The 18,098-nt window shown below is 38.3% G+C and carries 11 protein-coding genes; 8 read left to right on the top strand and 3 right to left on the bottom strand.

Annotated elements, in window-relative coordinates:
• Positions 1 to 111: 111 nt before the first annotated feature.
• Both cls and ACZ5B7_RS16045 read right to left on the bottom strand, forming a co-directional pair.
• Complete coding sequence (gene cls / locus ACZ5B7_RS16050; RefSeq protein WP_464490073.1) at positions 112 to 1,566, bottom strand: cardiolipin synthase; 1,455 nt, start codon at positions 1,564 to 1,566, stop codon at positions 112 to 114.
• Between the two features lie 138 nt (positions 1,567 to 1,704).
• The gene (locus tag ACZ5B7_RS16045) at positions 1,705 to 1,962 is read right to left on the bottom strand and encodes a hypothetical protein (RefSeq protein ID WP_464490072.1); all 258 of its coding nucleotides are present in this window, start codon (positions 1,960 to 1,962) and stop codon (positions 1,705 to 1,707) included.
• Positions 1,963 to 2,115: 153 nt separating this feature from the next.
• Between ACZ5B7_RS16045 and ACZ5B7_RS16040 the strand changes: the two genes are divergently transcribed.
• The 6 genes from ACZ5B7_RS16040 (at position 2,116) to ACZ5B7_RS16015 (ending at position 12,891) form a co-directional block, all read left to right on the top strand.
• Positions 2,116 to 2,607, top strand: coding sequence for a GNAT family N-acetyltransferase (locus tag ACZ5B7_RS16040; RefSeq protein ID WP_464490071.1), 492 nt, complete (start codon positions 2,116 to 2,118; stop codon positions 2,605 to 2,607).
• Positions 2,608 to 2,725: 118 nt separating this feature from the next.
• Entirely contained in the window at positions 2,726 to 3,904 is a 1,179-nt protein-coding gene (locus ACZ5B7_RS16035; RefSeq protein ID WP_464490070.1) for a macrolide family glycosyltransferase, read from the top strand.
• Between the two features lie 89 nt (positions 3,905 to 3,993).
• Positions 3,994 to 6,297: an RNA polymerase recycling motor HelD gene (gene helD, locus ACZ5B7_RS16030; RefSeq protein ID WP_464490069.1), complete on the top strand. Its 2,304-nt coding sequence runs from the start codon at positions 3,994 to 3,996 to the stop codon at positions 6,295 to 6,297.
• A 642-nt stretch (positions 6,298 to 6,939) separates the two neighbouring features.
• The gene (locus ACZ5B7_RS16025) at positions 6,940 to 7,965 is read left to right on the top strand and encodes an alpha/beta hydrolase (RefSeq protein WP_464490068.1); all 1,026 of its coding nucleotides are present in this window, start codon (positions 6,940 to 6,942) and stop codon (positions 7,963 to 7,965) included.
• 51 nt (positions 7,966 to 8,016) lie between these two features.
• Positions 8,017 to 8,481: a DinB family protein gene (locus ACZ5B7_RS16020; RefSeq protein ID WP_464490067.1), complete on the top strand. Its 465-nt coding sequence runs from the start codon at positions 8,017 to 8,019 to the stop codon at positions 8,479 to 8,481.
• A gap of 288 nt (positions 8,482 to 8,769) precedes the next feature.
• Positions 8,770 to 12,891 carry a tetratricopeptide repeat protein gene (locus ACZ5B7_RS16015; protein ID WP_464490066.1) on the top strand — a complete coding sequence of 1,374 codons (4,122 nt, stop codon included), beginning with the start codon at positions 8,770 to 8,772 and terminating at the stop codon, positions 12,889 to 12,891.
• Positions 12,892 to 13,503: 612 nt separating this feature from the next.
• Here ACZ5B7_RS16015 and ACZ5B7_RS16010 read toward each other — a convergent pair.
• Entirely contained in the window at positions 13,504 to 14,388 is an 885-nt protein-coding gene (locus ACZ5B7_RS16010; RefSeq protein ID WP_464490065.1) for a LysR substrate-binding domain-containing protein, read from the bottom strand.
• Positions 14,389 to 14,556: 168 nt separating this feature from the next.
• Here ACZ5B7_RS16010 and ACZ5B7_RS16005 point away from each other — a divergent pair, with 168 nt between their 5' ends.
• Positions 14,557 to 16,095, top strand: coding sequence for an acyl-CoA carboxylase subunit beta (locus tag ACZ5B7_RS16005; RefSeq protein WP_464490063.1), 1,539 nt, complete (start codon positions 14,557 to 14,559; stop codon positions 16,093 to 16,095).
• Positions 16,096 to 16,115: 20 nt separating this feature from the next.
• Positions 16,116 to 17,828: an AMP-binding protein gene (locus tag ACZ5B7_RS16000; protein ID WP_464490062.1), complete on the top strand. Its 1,713-nt coding sequence runs from the start codon at positions 16,116 to 16,118 to the stop codon at positions 17,826 to 17,828.
• Positions 17,829 to 18,098 lie beyond the last annotated feature (270 nt).

Raw genomic sequence — 18,098 nt, 5'->3', positions numbered from 1 at the left:
ATTCATAAGTAAGAAACACTGGGACGGTTCTTATGCCTCGTTTTCTACTGAAAATGATGCACGAGAACCGTCCCCGTGCATCACCCAGAACACACTTCTTGTCATCCTGATTCATAAAATCGGTGACAGGAGGCGGGATATGGATTCTTTGAATCGCACAAACCCGGATCGTTCCTGGTATCGTGAAAGGGTTAGTTCGGAACTATGATTGCAATCTTTTACGAATAAGTCATATAAATCATGAGCAATCTTTTCATCATAGATGAGGGCGTTGACTTCAAAGTTTAGCCTGAAGCTGCGCATATCAATGTTAGTGGTCCCAACAGAGGCTACCTCTTGGTCCACCAATATCGTTTTGGCATGTAAAAACCCATTTTCATATAACAAGATCTTCGCACCATATGACAAAAGCTCCCCAGCATAAGCCAAGTTTGCCCAGTACACAAAGGGATGGTCAGGCTTGCTGGGAATCATGATCCGAACATCTACCCCGGAAAGTAAGGCGATTTTGCATGCATCCATAAAGCTGCTATCGGGAATAAAATAGGGTGTTTGGATATAGACACTTTTTTGCGCCGACATGATCAGCTTCAAATACATATTTTTCAAATGTTCGGTCGTGGAGTTCGGGCCGCTGGCGATAATTTGGATGGCACTGTTTCCGTAATGCCGCTCCTGATTCATAGAATAGGCTTCATGGTTGATCGTTTCTTGGTTCGTTGCTTGCTTCCAATCCAGCACAAATCTTCCTTGAACATGATTGACTGCCTCCCCCAGTATTCTTAGATGAGTATCGCGCCAATTTCCGAACTTTTTAACCAGCCCCAAATATTCATTACCAATATTGAATCCGCCAATATAAGCAATCTCGCCATCAATAATACAGATCTTCCTATGGTTTCTTGTATTAATCCGGAAGTTGATTAATTTTAAAAAAGAAGGAAAAAACACTTCCACTTCGCCGCCAGACTCAATCAGTTCCTTGAAAAAGGAACGATTCATCCGCCGTGAACCCACTTCATCGTAGAGAACACGAACCCGAACCCCTTCTTTTGCTTTCTTTGTCAGTTCATCCCGTAACTTTACCGCCAAGGAATCACGCTGAATGATGTAATATTGCAGATTAATCTCGATTTTTGCATTCTGAATATCTTGAAACAACGCATCAAACTTGTCTTTTCCGTGATGAAAAATCTGTACATCATTATCGTTGGATAGTAAGGCATTCGATGACTTCATGTTCATTTTAATAAGATCGCCATACCTTTGAAGCAAAGGATTATGTAAAAAATCAGAACGAGTTAAGTGATTCATCTGCACATTTACAGCTTCATTTAAAAAACGTCTCTCTTCTTCTGAAAGTTTATAGAAATTCTTTTGCTTTAACTGGCGGCCTAAAAAGATATAGACCAAAAACCCTAGAATCGGCAGAAAAAATAAGACCAAAAGCCACGCCCAGGTTGAACTGACATCCCGTCTCTCAACAAAAATCACCACAATGGCAAATAATATATTCAAAACAGTAGTAAGTACGATCAGTATAGTATTAATATTCTGTAAGTCCATTGGTACCTCTCCAACGCCGAGTTCTTTCCTTCAATATATATAATTCTTGCAGCAAAAGCCAAGAAAATGCTAGAGGGACGGTTCCCAATGCTTATTCTTTCTTAAAAAAAAGCTGGATAAACCGTCCCCATGGTCTATTTAAAACTTCCTAGGGAACTGTTTCACAATGGCAAAGGTAATGGTGTCAGCCATTTCCAAAGCTTCCAACTCAATTTTATCAAAAACTGCAATACTGGTTTTAAAATCCCTTTGGAGTATTAATACTGCTTCCCTTTCAGTAAGGGCCAGATGTTTGAAAAACATTTCTTGGAATTCTTTTCTTGATATACATGGGGACGGTTCTTTTGCCTCATTTTCCAGTGAAAGTGATGCACGAGAACCGTCCCCGTGCATCATAAATGTAAAACTTTACTTTTGTTCTGAACAAAAACCTATTATAGTAGTAGTTGGAGATAATTAATTATTTATAAAGTGGAAGTCTTATATATTTTGTAGGGGCAAATGGGAATTAGCACCAAGAAGTTATTGGAATTTGGAGGCAAATTGAAAATGTTGAATATCCGTAATGTTAAAATGGAAGATCTAACTGAGATTACTATCATTGAAAGCCTGTGTTTTCCAATAGAAGAGGCTGCGACGAAAGAAGCATTTGAAAAGCGGATTCGTTTAATACCAGATAGTTTCTTTGTGGCTGAAAGGAAAGGTGCGATTGTAGGTTTTGTTAATGGACCCGTGATCGATACACCATTTATTACAGATGACTTATTTCGTGAAATCAAGGCTAATCCAATGACAGGCGGACATCAAAGTGTCCTTGGAATAGCAGTTACCCCGCATTTTCAAACCCGCGGTGTAGCAGCGGCGTTACTTGCGCATATTGAAGAAGCAGCGGCTGCAAAAAAACGTGAAACCATCACACTTACATGTAAAGAAGACTTAATTGGCTTCTATGAAAAATTTGGATATGTCAACATGGGGGTTTCAAAATCGGAGCTCGGCGGTGTAATCTGGTACAATATGGTTAAAATATTATCATTATGATTTAACTCTATTTAGATGGAGTGAATGAAACATGGGGACGGTTCTTTTGCCTCACTTTTGTCGATAAAGTGAGGCGCGAGAACCGTCCCCATGCCTCATTAGCTAAGGAGTGTTGATTATGGCACGTGTTTTGTTTATTAATGGTGGTTCTGAAGGACATGTTAATCCGACTCTTGGAGTTGTGCAAGAGCTTGTTTCGCGTGGAGAAGAGGTAGTATACTTTACGATAGAGGCTTTTCGAGAACGTGTTGAGAAGACGGGCGCTACCGTAAGAACGTTTGATGGTGAGAAATTTATAAAAGCTTTTATTTCAGGTGGAAGAAATTATTTACTCGAAAGAATCAACGGTCTTTTGCGTACATCAGATATCATGATTCCTAGTGTTCTTGGGCAAATCGAAGGAGAACAGTTTGATTATATCATCCACGATTCCATGTTTGGTTGTGGACGAATACTTGCACAGATCCTGAAGCTCCCGGCCGTTAACTCATGTACTTCTTTTGCACAGACAAAAGCATCATTTGATCAAATGATGGAACATCTTTCACAAAATATCCCAACCGAAATTCATGATGAGTATCAGAAACTCACAAAAAAAATAAAAGAAAAATATGATGTGAAGATCGATTCTCCTTACGAAGTTTTTTGTAACCCTGCACCACTCACAATCGTTTATACAACAAGGGAGTTTCAACCTTTTGGAGAAACATTTGACCAATCGTACAAATTTGTGGGACCATCTATCTCTCAACAATCCACGCAGGAAAACTTCGACCTTACAACGATCAAGGGAAAAAGCCTAATTTATATTTCACTCGGTACTGTCTTTAACCAAGCAATAGATTTCTATAAGCTTTGTTTTAAGGCATTTGGAAACACTGAACATACTGCTGTCATGTCGATTGGAGAAAAGGTTCAACTTTCGGATTTGGGGGACATTCCAAAAAACTTCATGGTAAAAAATTATGTTCCACAAACTGAGGTGCTAAAATACACTAAGGTTTTCATCACCCATGGCGGAATGAACAGTGTCCATGAGGGTCTCTATAACGGGGTTCCGCTCATTGTCATCCCTCAAAGCGCGGATCAGCCAATCATCGCCGGGCAAGTTACCAAACTCGGTGCCGGTATTACATTACAGATGCAAAACCTGACTGCGAATCAACTCAGTGTAGCTGTGGATCAAGTATTAAAACAACCATCATTCCAAAAAACTGCTGCAAAAATGGGAGAATCTTTTCATAAATCCGGTGGATACCACCAAGCTGTGGATGAGATTTTCAAATTTACAAATTGACGCATGGGGACGGTTCTTTTGCCTCATTTTCTAGGGAAAGTGAGGCACGAGAACCGTCCCCGTGTGTCACTTAGTGAGGTGACTATAGGATGGGTACTAAGGATCAAGTGTCTGTGAGTGGCCATAAAGATTATCAAGCAGAACTGGAGCGCTTAGAGTTTACGAAGGAATACATCCGGACCGTATTGGAAATTTCGCAGGGGAATAGAGAATTTTTCGTTGAAAATATGAGGCAATCCTTTGCTGAACTGAATTCTAAGGATAGCAGTACGAGCTATACGGATCTCCTCGCCAATGCCAGTTTTCTTGAATTAGCGGAAAGTGAATTGAAAAGATTAGAGAGTGTGATTGGCAAACCATATTTTTCACGGATTGATTTCACGAGTGACAGTACGAAAAAAGAAGAAATTTTGTACATCGGCAAGGTGTCACTGTTTGACAGGGTCACACAGCAACCTATAATTGTGGATTGGCGGTCGCCGATTGCCAATGTCTACTATGACGGCCGGCTTGGAGAGGTGTCCTATGACGCCTATGGGGAGACCCAAACAGGTTATTTATCTTTAAAGAGGCAATATGACATTGTTGAGGGATACTTAAAAGAAATCAGTGATATCGATTTAACCACACACGATGAACTTTTGCAGAAATCTTTGTCAGGTAAAGCGGACAATCGCTTAACAGAAATTGTCGCGACCATCCAAAATGAGCAAAATGAAGTGATTCGGGCATCATTGAAGCACCCCATCATTGTTCAAGGAGCGGCCGGAAGCGGGAAAACAACGATCGCACTCCATAGAATATCCTATTTTCTCTATTCCTTTGGATTTCAATTTCCTCCAGAAAAATTAATGATACTCGCGCCAAACCGACTGTTTATTGATTATATTTCTGCCGTCTTACCAGAACTCGGTGTCAACAAAATCAATCAAACCACCTATATCGATTTTATGAGAAGCTGTCTAGGCCAGAAAATAAAACTTTTTTCACCTAACTCCAAGCTGATGAAGCTCCTTGAAAATAACGGATCCAATAAATCGATGCAATGGGTTTCTAGTTATAAAGGCTCACTTGAATTTAAAGAACTAATCAATCGATATATCAACGAATTGGAAAGCAATCTTGCCCCAGAAGAGGATTTTGTGATTGAAGTTTCCGTCCTCATGAAAGGGAAAAAGCTTAAAAGACTATTTTTAAAAGAATATACGTACTTACCAATCTACAAAAGGCTTGGAAAAATAAAAAACCTTTTAGAAGATGATCTAAAAAGGAAAAAATCCATTATGTTATCAAAACTTAACAAGAAATATGAAGAAACACTGGAAAAGGTCCTTTATAACTGGAGGCAGGATCCAGAAAAAAGAAAGCAAAAAGTGGTCACCTTAATGGAGAGGAAAGAACAACGAAAAAAGAGGATCGAGCAGGAGGCAAAAGTCGCTGTAAAAAAATATATGGATGCATTTGTCATGAAAGATATTTTTACCTTGTATAAGGAACTAATGACTTCTCCAGATTTGCTTCACAAGCATTCCGCAACTCTGACTGAACAAGAATGTAAGGTTCTCAGTAAATATTGTCAGCGTATCTTTGAACGGAGTGCATACGAACTTGAGGATTTAGCCCCGCTATTTTATATGCAGGCAAAGCTAGAAGGCATCGATGAAAAACATAAAATGCGCAGTATTTTCATTGATGAGGCGCAGGATTACAGCTATTTTCAATTTGCTGCATTAAAGGAAGGCTTTGAAACAGAGTTGTTTACCATCGTGGGGGATTTGGCCCAAGGCATTCATTCCTATCGCGGCTTGAATAGCTGGACACCTGTATTAAAGGAGATTTTCCCAAATGCGAATTATCAAGCCTTGCAAAAAAGCTACCGAACAACCGTTGAAATCATGAACTTGGCAAATGATATCCTAATGTTGATTGATCAGGAATTGCCGAAGGTCGAACCTGTCATTCGTCATGGCCAAAAACCGATCTATAAAAAAATTGATCCTGTGAATCTGGAACAAGCTAGGAAGCTGCTGGAACAGGATATATCCTCACTCAAAGAGGAAGAGCTGCACTCCATTGCGATTATTGGACGTACCGATAAAGAATGCCAGAGGATACAACAACTCTTGGAAAATAGCCAGCTTCCAATTCAGTTATTAGAAGAAAAACAAGAAATGAAGAAGGGGCATATCGTGATTTTGCCATCATATTTATCAAAAGGCCTGGAGTTTGATGCCGTTTTGCTCGTCTGCTTGGAAGAACCATACTCACAAGCAGACCTGGACATCAAATTGTTGTACGTATCGATGACAAGACCGATGCATCGATTGTATCTGTATGGGAGAGACCAGGCGGACTTTTTATTAAATAGGGCGGAATCTATTCATTTTGAGTGAAGCACAGGGACGGTTCAAGACCACTGAAACATGATCCTAAGAAGCTGGAGCGCTTCTTTTCTTGGGCTCATGGGCAGAGTAGAGGCCTTATTTTTACCGGTCCGCTTCTTTTCGTGAGCTCACGGGCAAAATAGATGGCTTATTTTTATCGTTGCGTTTCTTTTCTTGGACTCACGGGCAGAATAGACCGCTTATTTTTACCGTTACACTACTTTTCTAGGGCTCACGGGCAAAATAGACCGCTTATATTTACCGTTGCGCTACTTTTCTAGGGCTCACGGGCAGAATAGATCGCTTATATTTACCGTTGCGCTACTTTTCTAGGGCTCACGGGCAGAATAGACCGCTTATATTTACCGTTGCGAAGCTTTTTTACGCTCATGGGCAAAATAAATGGCTTATTAAAAACATTTTTGCCTTCACCCCAGGCTGTTCTGTTATTCTGCCTCATTTTCACTCCAAAAATGAGGCAAGAGAACCGTCCTTGTGTCTCAAAACTGCTAGAAATATTCTGGCAGTTTTTTTTTGTTCAGGATGTCTATCTTTTATTGGAAAAAGCCGCAATCCAAATAATGTAAATTAGGTTATAATCAGCTTATAAGATTTATATTTTTTATGAATGAAAAAGGGGGGAAGATAGAAATGAAAATATTTAAAAAAAGTGATTATACGATCTCGGCGAACGGAATCAGCCAACTTGAAACCATTCCCGTTGGCGGTATAAAACAAAGCATTCTAATTCAGACGGAAAAACCAGGAAGTCCCGTCTTGCTCTTTATACATGGTGGCCCCAGTATGCCTGTTCCTGGTGTATCAAATCGAGGCACTGATTACACATTGGTCATGACCACCAAAGAATTAATTAAACATTTTACCGTGGTTTTTTGGGACCAACGCGGTACAGGAAAATCTTTTTCCAAAGAAATACCAAAAGAAACCATGAACTTGAAGCAATTTATCGATGATGCCAAAGATGTCACAGATTATTTAAGATCTCGGTTCAAGCAAGACCAACTGCATCTGGCGGCTCATTCCTGGGGAAGTGTAATCGGTTTATACCTTGCGTACAAATATCCGGAAAAATACTATTCTTATACGGGTTTTTCCCAGATTACCAACTGGGTAGAAAACGATAAGTTAAGCTATAAGTGGTTGATTCAGATGGCCACTGAGACAAACAACAAACGTGCGCTATCGGAGCTAGCTGCAGTAGGAGAACCGCCTTATACAAAAGACTTTAAACAGTGGTCTGTTATTAGAAAATGGCAATTTAAATATAATACGATGTTCTACGATGCAGGTGATAAAAAGTCTGCCACCTTTTTTTCAGGTCTAAAAATCATGCTGCGGTCGCCGGATTATTCTCTAATAGATATTTATAATTCTCTTGTGAGAGGTTTTAAGCTTTCGTATACAGATGCAATCATCCACGACATCAATTCATTTGATTTTTTCAGCGAGGTGCCATCCTTAAATTTACCGGTTATGTTTATCCATGGAAGGAAAGAAAAACATGTCATGTCTGAACTCATCACTCGATATTTCGAAGTACTTGATGCCCCCAAAGGAAAATCATTATATTGGTCTGAGAAATCCTCACATGCTTTTCACATTGATGATGCAAGAGAAAATGAGCAAAGACTTTTAAGCCATTTATTAGAGGCGTAAGGTTCATAACGTACCTACCAAGAACATTAGAGTTAAGGAGTTAAAGGAAAAATGAGAAAAGATCAAATTATCAAAGAAAAAATAAGTTTAGTAGAATGGGTTGATTCTTTAAAGGAAATTTCAAATGATCTTTGGTTTAGGCCTTTTAAAGAAGGGGCATGGGGGATTGCAGATGTCATTTCACATTTTATTTCATGGGACAAATTTTTAATAACCAATAGAGTAGCCTGTATTTATCATCATGAGGAATTTCCAGCGTTAAGTATAAATGTAGAAGCTGTAAATAAAAATGCATCACAATACGCAAGATCAGGTATTTCCAAAGAGGAACTTATTACGGAGTTTATCACTGTTCGTAAGGAACTTGTGTCCTTTTTACAAAAGATCCCAGAAGGAACATTCACCGAACCTTACCCTGGAAGAGAACACATGACAATAGGTGAGTACTTTGCAGGAATGATCGAGCATGACTTAAAACATAGAGAACAAATAGAGGAACATATTAAAAAGGAATGAAACACAGGGACGGTTCTTCTGCTTCATTTTCTAGCGAAAATGAGGCATGAGAACCGTCCCCATGCATCTTTCCATGCATCTTTTGAGGAAAATTGTTAAAATTTATGGAATTTTTTGTACCTTATCCACTTAATAAGACCTAAACAAATCATAAAATGTAATTTAAAATAGAGTTAAAAAAGAAAATATTTTAATAGATTCCAAAAATGTAACAAAGAGCAGGTACTAAAGGAATTGAGCATATTATTACTTATTTGGGATTTCAAGATTTAAAAAGGAGTAAATGCCATGCAATTATATCGGGAATTAAAAGCTATAGATAGTAACTACCCTTTTGTTTATGAGATTTATGACGGAGATCGTAAAGAAGGCCTGCCGGAATTTATCCGAGAAGTTAAGAATAAGGAAGAAATCTATATCTCTTTTGATGCTCATGCTGAGCATTCTTTAATTCATGTCATCGTACGTGAATTATACAGTTTTTACCAAGAAGAGGCACCAAACTTAATAGATAATTTAAAGAAAATAGGTTTAGGTACCACAAAAATAAGCTTGTTTCTAAGTGGAAAGCTGCTGACTGGTGGTTTTATTTACTTGATGGCTCCTTGGATAGGTTCTTTAATTACAGTCACGCAATGGACCAATAAAGATGAAGAGAAAGAAGAGAAGCACAAGCTCGCGCTGAAGGCTCTTAAGAAATTTAAGGAAGAGGAAGAACATATCAACCAATTGGATACACTCATTCTGGCTATGACCAGATTACTATTTACATTGAATTATACAAAAAAAATTTTCGTACATATAAAACATCCCGAGAACTTAAATACGATAGATCTTCAATTTTTAATTACTTATTACAGCTTATTCAAAGACCAATTTTCAAGGACTCAGATTGCTCAGGAAACGGGTTTGTTTTCTGTTTACGATAATATTGAAGCGACTAGTCCGCTAGTGACCATTTTAGAGTGGGGGAACTTAAAGCCTCGGGACAGCTTAGCGGATTCCTATTTCGATGATGACATGATAAACCCTCAATTAAAATTGTGGCGCTGGTTTTTAAGAAGATACAAAATGGTTGATGATTTATATATTAAATATATTCCTGATATGCCAAACAGTGAAGACGTCTTTGTTGGTCGGCATGAGCTGATTTCTTCATTAAAAGACACTTTTGCTATTGCCAAAGATATATCTAAACCAATGATTAGGACACTGGCCGGAAATTCTGGCATGGGGAAAAGTACAATCGCCAAGCAATTTAGGGACGAACTGCTTAGCGGGGATGCTGCAAAAATTCATTTTGTTAACACAAATTACAGTTCCGAAATGATTGGGGTAAGTAAAGGTCTAACGGAAATTCGCAATGCCATAAATAAATTAAATGTCAAAATTAATCCCACCTTTACTAGAAGAATTAAAAACGTTTTAGTCGGGAATGAAAAAGTGAAAGAAAAGGTGTCTTCTTTAAGTAGATTATTTAATGTTTCTTCTGATATGGAAAGTTTGCTCTCACCAATACTAAGTGTTAAAGGTGCCAGTTTAGGGGCTATAGGCGAAGTGATTTCCGGCGTTTCAGCAATAAAGGATTCCTTAGAGCTTAAAAACAGTTTCCAGGATACGACCTATAATATAGCTTCATTAAATATATCTAACCAGGAGAACGGAAATTCCATTCAAGAAATTATAAAGGGACTTACCCAAGATGCGTTAAAATTGCTTGAAAAGATTAAAGAAAATAATGAAACTCTTGTTTGGATTGTCGACGACTTCCAATGGATGGACGAAGAATCAGCGATGTTTTTTACCCTTTTGCTTGATAAATTGGATAATATGAGAATGCCGGTTATGTTTTTATTTTTAGAAAGACAGTCAGACAGTATCAGTAGAATAAACTCTTTTGTCCGATTAGAGCACTTTAAAAAACTGCACAAAATGCTTGAACACACCTTGATGAAAATCGAGGGATTCCAAGCAAAAGATATTGAAAAGTACTTAACGGAAATTATGAAAAATGATCAACAAAAGAATTTGACGGAAACAGTAGCAACTGCGCTTGCAGAATGGTTTCAGATTGACAAGGGAAAACAATTAGAACCTCTATTCTTAAAGGAAACCGTGAATTTGTTCCAAGATTCCTTAAATCAGCAATCTTCCCTTTTCGTTTATGATTCCGAATATAAAAGGTGGAAATGGGCTAAAAACCATCCTCAGGAGCTAGCGGCGCTCGTTCGAAAAAACTTGAATGAATGGTATGCTTCCAGTGAGCAAACCGACCGAATGGCCGAAAAATTTACTCCAATGATACAGGCGGTGTTAGAGGAAAGAATCTCACGATTAAGCAAGCATTTCCACAGCAATTTAGGAATAAAGTTGATTCATTTTCTCGAAGCAGGCGCTTTTATTGGGGAACCTATGAGTATAAAATCAGCGTTAAAATATGTAACTGGAAATGAACAGGCAGAGGTAAGTCAAAACGTATTAGATGAAATTGAATTTACATATATGATTTTAGTCCGTTTTTATTCAAAAACTAGTTTATCCTCGTTATTTTATCTATTTGCCCACTCTGTCTATAAAGAATTTTTAGAAATGAGATATTTGCTAAAACGAAAAGACTCCGAGATTAATAATGAACATGTTCAAATGTTTAAGCTTATTGACGAGGAATTAAGTGAAATGCTTGAGGAGGACTTAGAAGAGGAAATAATTGTGCCTCTATTAAAATCTGCCTTTAAGCACGGAAGCTATGCAACAGATGAAACAATGATTGAACGAACTTTGAAATTTTCTCACCAAATAATTCAATACGACTTAGGGAATTTAAAATTTGACAGCGCTCTAAATCAATGTGATTCCACTATTGAATTAAGTATGAAACACTTTGGCGATAAGAATTTACACACGATAGAAGCCTTAAACCAAAAGGCAGCTATTTACTATGAGGCAGGAGACTATAAAGAAGCAATTAAGTTATTAAAAGAAATTTATCCAGTAACAAATGGTTCTGAATGGCAGGAGCTTGATATAGCGGTTAAAAATAACCTTGGAATCAACTACCGTCATCTGGGGGATTATCCCAAGGCTATCAAATACTACAATCAGGTCTTGGAATTTAACGGGCTTGATCAAACATCAAAAATGACAATTATGAACAATCTTGCAGTAGCGTATAAAAATAGTGAAAAGTATACTGATGCTGAGCGAATGTATAAAGACTTATTAAAAATTTGCGATACTAAAGATAATACTGAATATCAAGAAATGAAAGCAGATGTTTTACATAATCTTGGCAGGTTATACGAATCAATTAGAAAGTACGATAAAGCGGCTTCTGCAACTGAAGAAGCCTTTATGAGAAATAAGGAAAAATATGGATTAGAGAATTATAAAACTGTAAAGGTAATGAATTCACTTGGCTCGATATATAAAGAGCTGGAACACCCTGAAGCGGAAAAACTTCTCTATGATTCGATGAGCCTATTTGAAAAGCTACTGCCTCCTTTGCATAAGGATATAGCTTTAGCCTATCAAAGTTATGCTTCGTACTTGTATTCCAAAAACCCGAATGATTTGCGAGCAGAGCAATATATCAGGAAGGCATTGAAAATTTTTATTTATGGTGTCGGGGAAGAAGAAAACATTTACTTTGCTCAAATGTTAGACAGTTTTGGACTTATCAGTTTAGAAACAAAAAAATATCGGAAGGCAGAAAAACTCTTATTAAAATCAATTTCCATTAAGAAAAAGATTCTTGAACCATTAAGTCCAGATCTTGGTCAAAGCATAGCAGCTTTAGGTCATTGCTATTTAGACAGTAAACAAGAGGATAAAGGACTTCCTTTGCTTTGCAGAGCATTGGAAATCATGAAGTTAGATAACTTTGAATATTATGTTGTGGGAATTACCCATACCATTATGAATTACTATTTACAATCAAACGATATTAAGGGGGTTATTTCCTTTCTAGAAAAAGAAGTGGAAGGCTGGTATCCTAAAATTCTTCCAAGTAAGAAATATATTGAATTCGTTGACATACTCATTAAGTTTTACGAGAAAGATAAAGAGTATGAAAAGGCTAAGAAGTATTTGCCATATCTCATAGAAAACACGAAGCGTCATTTTGGACCAAATAGTAAGGCACTTGCTATCTCATATAACTACAGTGGAATGCTTGAAACTTACCTTGGAAAACCCCAAAACCTGAAACTAGCAGAAAATTATTTAAATAATGCTATCAAAATAATGAAAAGTTATCATAAAATGGATAAAAAGAATTTACACACTTGTACCCAAAATATGATGAAACTGCTCTTAGTACTGAATAATCCTCAAAAAACAAATAAATTTATTAAAGAGAATAATTTGGATATGATGGATTTTATTTCGGCAAATCCTCGAAGTTTTCATTGATGGGCAATTTTTAGAAATTTGCTGTTTAGAAGAGGATGAAATCTTTTCATGGATGAGCAAGATAATGGAAGTTTTGACGGTGAATTTGGATGATGCCTGGAAGGAAATTTACGGAAGTTACTGGGGAGGAAATAATCCACCCTTGAGTGGAATACACTTGCCAGATAGCCATCCCATTAAAGAGACCATCCATTGCTGGGCCGAACATGTTACTGCATGTTCGGTCCTTTTATTATAATTAACCGATGATTTTTTTTTAAAACTATTAAATCTGTTTCAAAGATTATTGGGTCCAACATTGGAATTTTAAACCCTGCAACAATCGATTTAATGGAAATGCTGGCCAAAGCCTATCACTTTAATCAATATTGAAGGTTGAGGGAAAGGTAAATGAGACACGAGGACCGTCCGAGACCACTGAAAAAGGTAGATTAAAGACAGTTTCACTCTAAATCGAGGTAGTTTTGTCTTTAATAAGCCGGATTAAAGACATTTTACCCTCAGTCGAGACAGTTTTGTCTTTAATAAGCCGATGTTAGGCGTGTTTTTTTCAGTGATCTCGAACCGTCCCCATGCATAAGATTCCGTCGTAAGTGTAAAGAAAAGCTGCTTTTAGGTGCGATTAATTAAAAATTCCCGTGCGGTTGTAAGAAAATTATTCACAATGGACGACTTTTCATCTTTCCGCCATGCTAGTGAAGTAGCAATTGTTTTCACCGGAATTAGGTCTTTAAACACGATCCCTTGGTTAGGGTGTTCCATTGCCAATTTAGACACAATGGTGATCCCCGTGCCAGCTGCAACAAGGGTGAAAATCGTCGTTAATCCATTTACTTCTTGAACTATATTGGGACTAAAGCCAGCCTGGGTGCACAAGGAAATGATGGTATCATAATAAGGTGTGCCAATTCTTCGAGGGGGGAGAATGAAATTTTCTTCAGCCAATGCTTTAACATCTAACGGAGCTGGTTCAGATGCTAAAGGATGTGACTGGGGTAATGCCACAATAAACGGTGTTTCAATTATCGTATAGAAATTGAAAAGGTCACTGTTATAGGGAGGAAGTATGCCAATTTCAATTTCTCTCTTTTCTAGGGCTTCTCTAACACCTGTTGAACTTAATTCTGTCAGTGCCATATCCACATTTGGAAACTTTCCCCTGTAATGAAAAAGAGTTTGTAATAATAAATTATGCATACTGCCTGAATATCCAATAGACAAATGACCCGTTTCCCCATTTGCCACTCTTCGTGTAGCTGCACACGCCCGTTCAATCCTATCCAAAATTTCATAAGATTGTTTCAGAAATTCTTTGCCGCCTTCCGTCAACTCCACCTTTTGTTTTGTTCGGTCAAGTAATTTCACACCTAATTCCCCTTCGAGCTTGATGATTTGCCTGCTTAGCGGAGGTTGGGAAATGTTAAGTCTCTCAGCGGCACGGCTAAAATTAAGTTCTTCGGCAACAGCAATAAAATAGTGAAGTAGTCGAATTTCCACGTTATCCTCCTTGCAGCGTAATACCTTTAAGGTATAAGAGTGCTCATTATAGATATTAGACTAACTATTCGAAATATTCTAGTATTAAACTATAATTCCATAATTGTAAACAAACAAAATTTACTACAAAAAGCTTACACAACCAGGCTTTTTATGAGGTGAAAGTGGATGAGAGATTTTATCGAAGATCTTGAAGCAAGGAAAGAGAAAGCACGGCTATTAGGCGGCAAAGAAAAGGTAGAAAAGCACCATTCCTTGGGCTTCAACACGGCAAGGGAACGGATTGAAATGTGTGTTGATTCCAATTCTTTTATGGAGTTTGGAATGTTAAATCATTCTGATTATGACGAGTTTAAGGAAAAGAGTCCTGCAGATGGAATGGTTTCTGGCCTTGCAAAAATAGAGGGCCGGCAAGTTGTCATTCACGCTACCGACAAGACTGTCTTTGCAGGTACAGGAGCCACTGTCCAAAGTCGTAAATCACGAAAGTTGTACGAATTGGCAGTGAAACGAGGTCTTCCGATCATTTACCTAGCGGAGGGCGGGGGGCTCCGAATGCCTGATGGGATGGGATCTGATGGAATAAGTGAACATATGATGCCGATGCAGTTCCTAAAGCATGATCGTACCGTACCTGTTATGACGGCTATTTTAGGAGATAGTTATGGCAGCCCAACTTGGAAGGCGGTTACATCGGATTTTACTGTCCAATTAAAAGGAACCTGTATGGCTGTATCCGGTCCTCGTATGCTTGAGGTAGCAACAGGAGAAAAACTTACACCTGAGGAGCTAGGCGGATGGAAACTACACGCAGAAATTACGGGCCAAACGGATGTAAGTGCGGATGACGAAGAAACGTGTATGGATTTGATTAGAAAGTTTCTATCCTACATGCCTTCCCATGCGAACGAAGGGCCCCCTTTTAAAGAAACGGGTGATGATCCGTATCGATTATTAGATAGCGTAATGGATATTGTTCCTACGCAAAGAAATCGAGCCTACAATATGAAAAAACTGATTGATGTCATTGTCGATGAGGGGTCATTTTTTGAACTTAAACCCTATTTCGGAGAAGCACTCATTACAGGATTGGCCAGGCTAAACGGTATGGTTGTAGGGATAATTGCCAATCAACCGATGAAGTTTGCGGGCGCTGCGGGTCCGAATGAATGCGATAAAGCAACTGACTTTATCTGTTTATGTGACTCCTTCCATATTCCGATTATCTTTTTACATGATATCCCAGGGTTTCGAGTCGGCAGTCAAGCGGAAAAAGCAAAGATTCCAACGAAAATTATGGTATGGAATCAAGCATTAGCTCATTCCACCGTTCCGAAAATTTCTGTGATTGTACGAAAAAGTATAGGAGCAGCATATAGCAATATGTGCGGACCTGATATGGGAGCAGATTTTGTGGTGGCTTGGCCTACCGCAGAAATTAACTTCACAGGTCCAGAGGTTGGAATTAACGTTGTGTACGGTCGGCAGTTAGAAGGTGCTGATGACCTGCCAGAAGCAAGAAAAGAACTTTTAGGAAATTGGGAGTTTGATAGCTCACCTTATAAGGCTGCCGCAAAACATCTTATTGATGATGTGATTGACCCGAGAGAAACCCGAAAGTTTCTATGCCAAGCACTGGAATCCGTAATGTTAAATAAAGGGACAAAAAGTCAGAGACTGCTCGCAAACTGGCCGACAGGTTTTTAATAATAAGGGGGAATTGGAATATGGATGAAAGTCAGTACCTAAAAAATTTACAAAGACTCTGGGATAAAAACTGGCCCGGGGAAATACCAAAGGAACCAAAATATCCATTTGGTGAAATACCATTAACGGACTATCTAAGAAAACGAGCAGAAATAACGCCAGATAAAGTTTGTTTTATTTATTATGGCTTGGACATCACGTTTAAACAATTGGATGATTGGAGCAGCCGTTTCGCTGCTTACCTTATTTCTAAAGGGATAAACAAGGGGGACCGGGTAGCCGTTTTCCTGCCTAACTGTCCACAATTTATCATTGCATTTTATGGAATACTAAAAGCTCAATGCGTACATGTCCCGGTTAACCCAATGTTTAAAGAACAAGAACTGCTCTATGAATTAAATGATGCCGGTGCTGAAGTTCTAATTACGCTAGATCATTTTTACTCATTAGTACAAAAAGTCAAAGATAATACGAGCTTAAGAGAAGTGATAACGACAAGCCTGCGAGATTTTTTACCACAAAAACCAACTATACCATTGCATCGTTCCATGCCGCTTGAACCAGTTTTCTGTCCAGGCACGATTTCTTTCCTTTCAATAATAGAAAACTCAAAGTACTCTTGTTCCTTGAAGTTGAATGATAATCTAGATGATTTAGCAGCCCTAAACTATACAGGTGGAACAACGGGAATGCCTAAAGGCTGTCAACATACACAGCGAAATATGTTATATACAGCAGCTTGTATCTCCACTTATTCATATAGTATTCCATCCTTAGAAAATAGGGTTAGCTTGAGCTATTTACCCATATTTTGGATCGCGGGTGAAAATAATAGTCTCATTGCCCCTGTATTTAAGGGTGAGACGCAAGTATTACTTTATCGCTGGGATGTAAAAGCCGTGTTGGAAGCCATTCAACGATATCAGGTGAATGTATTTGGCGGTGTCTTGGACAATGTTTTAGAAGTATTGGATGACCCTGAAATTGAAAAGTATGACCTAAGTTCGATCAAAGCAACTTCCGTAAGCTCTTTTGTTAAGAAGCTGTCAATTGAATACCGTGAACGTTGGAAAAAACTAACTGGGGTTACCATAAAGGAATCCGCTTTTGGTATGACAGAAACCCATACCATGGATACGTTTACCACAGGCTTACAAACAGACGACATGGATCTTAAGACTCAGCCTGTCTTTTGCGGACTGCCAATGCCTGAAACGAAAATTAAAATTGTTGACTTTGATTCGGGGAAGCTCCTTCCATTAGGACAAGAGGGTGAAATAGTTATTCATTCGCCATCTTTACTAAAAGGGTACTGGAATAAACCAGAAGCAACAAAAAATTCGTTTACGAATGGCTGGTTCCACACGGGTGACATTGGTGTCTTGGATGAGGAAGGATTTTTGCATTACTTGGGAAGACGAAAGGAAATGTTAAAGGTCAATGGCATGAGCGTTTTTCCTCCTGAAATTGAAATCATTTTAAGCAAGATGCCAGGCATTGACGGGTGTGGAGTGGTTGGACAGGAAGATTCAGAGAAGGGACAAATCCCGATTGCGTTTGTGCAATTAAAGGACGAATTTAAAGGTACTCTTAATGAGGAGAAGATACACCAGTGGTGTAAGGAAAATATGGCTATATACAAAGTTCCGATAATCAGAATTATCGATCAACTTCCATTAACAGCTACAGGAAAAGTGAGAAAAGTAGATTTACCACACGTGGTGAGAAATTAACTCAAACCATTTGTGTACTGCAGAAGTTTGGCGATTATTCATATTAATAAAAGGACGCATACGAAAAAAATTACCGGTAATTGTCATGTTCACTTTGTACCACACGGTGATTTTGCCACACGTGTGGTTTTTTGTTTTTTCATATGTTCAAAGTGATGATACTTAAAGATTGGACTCGATAATTTAAATGACCTAAGCATTTTTAGAATGAGAGCAAAATTATAAAAGCACATGCCGGTACATTGCCCATTTTGCGATGTCCGGTTTTAT

The organism is Neobacillus sp. S1115 (assembly GCF_055385565.1).
Note: the sequence above shows the minus strand (reverse complement) of the source record. Positions and strands in the feature narration are given on the sequence as shown.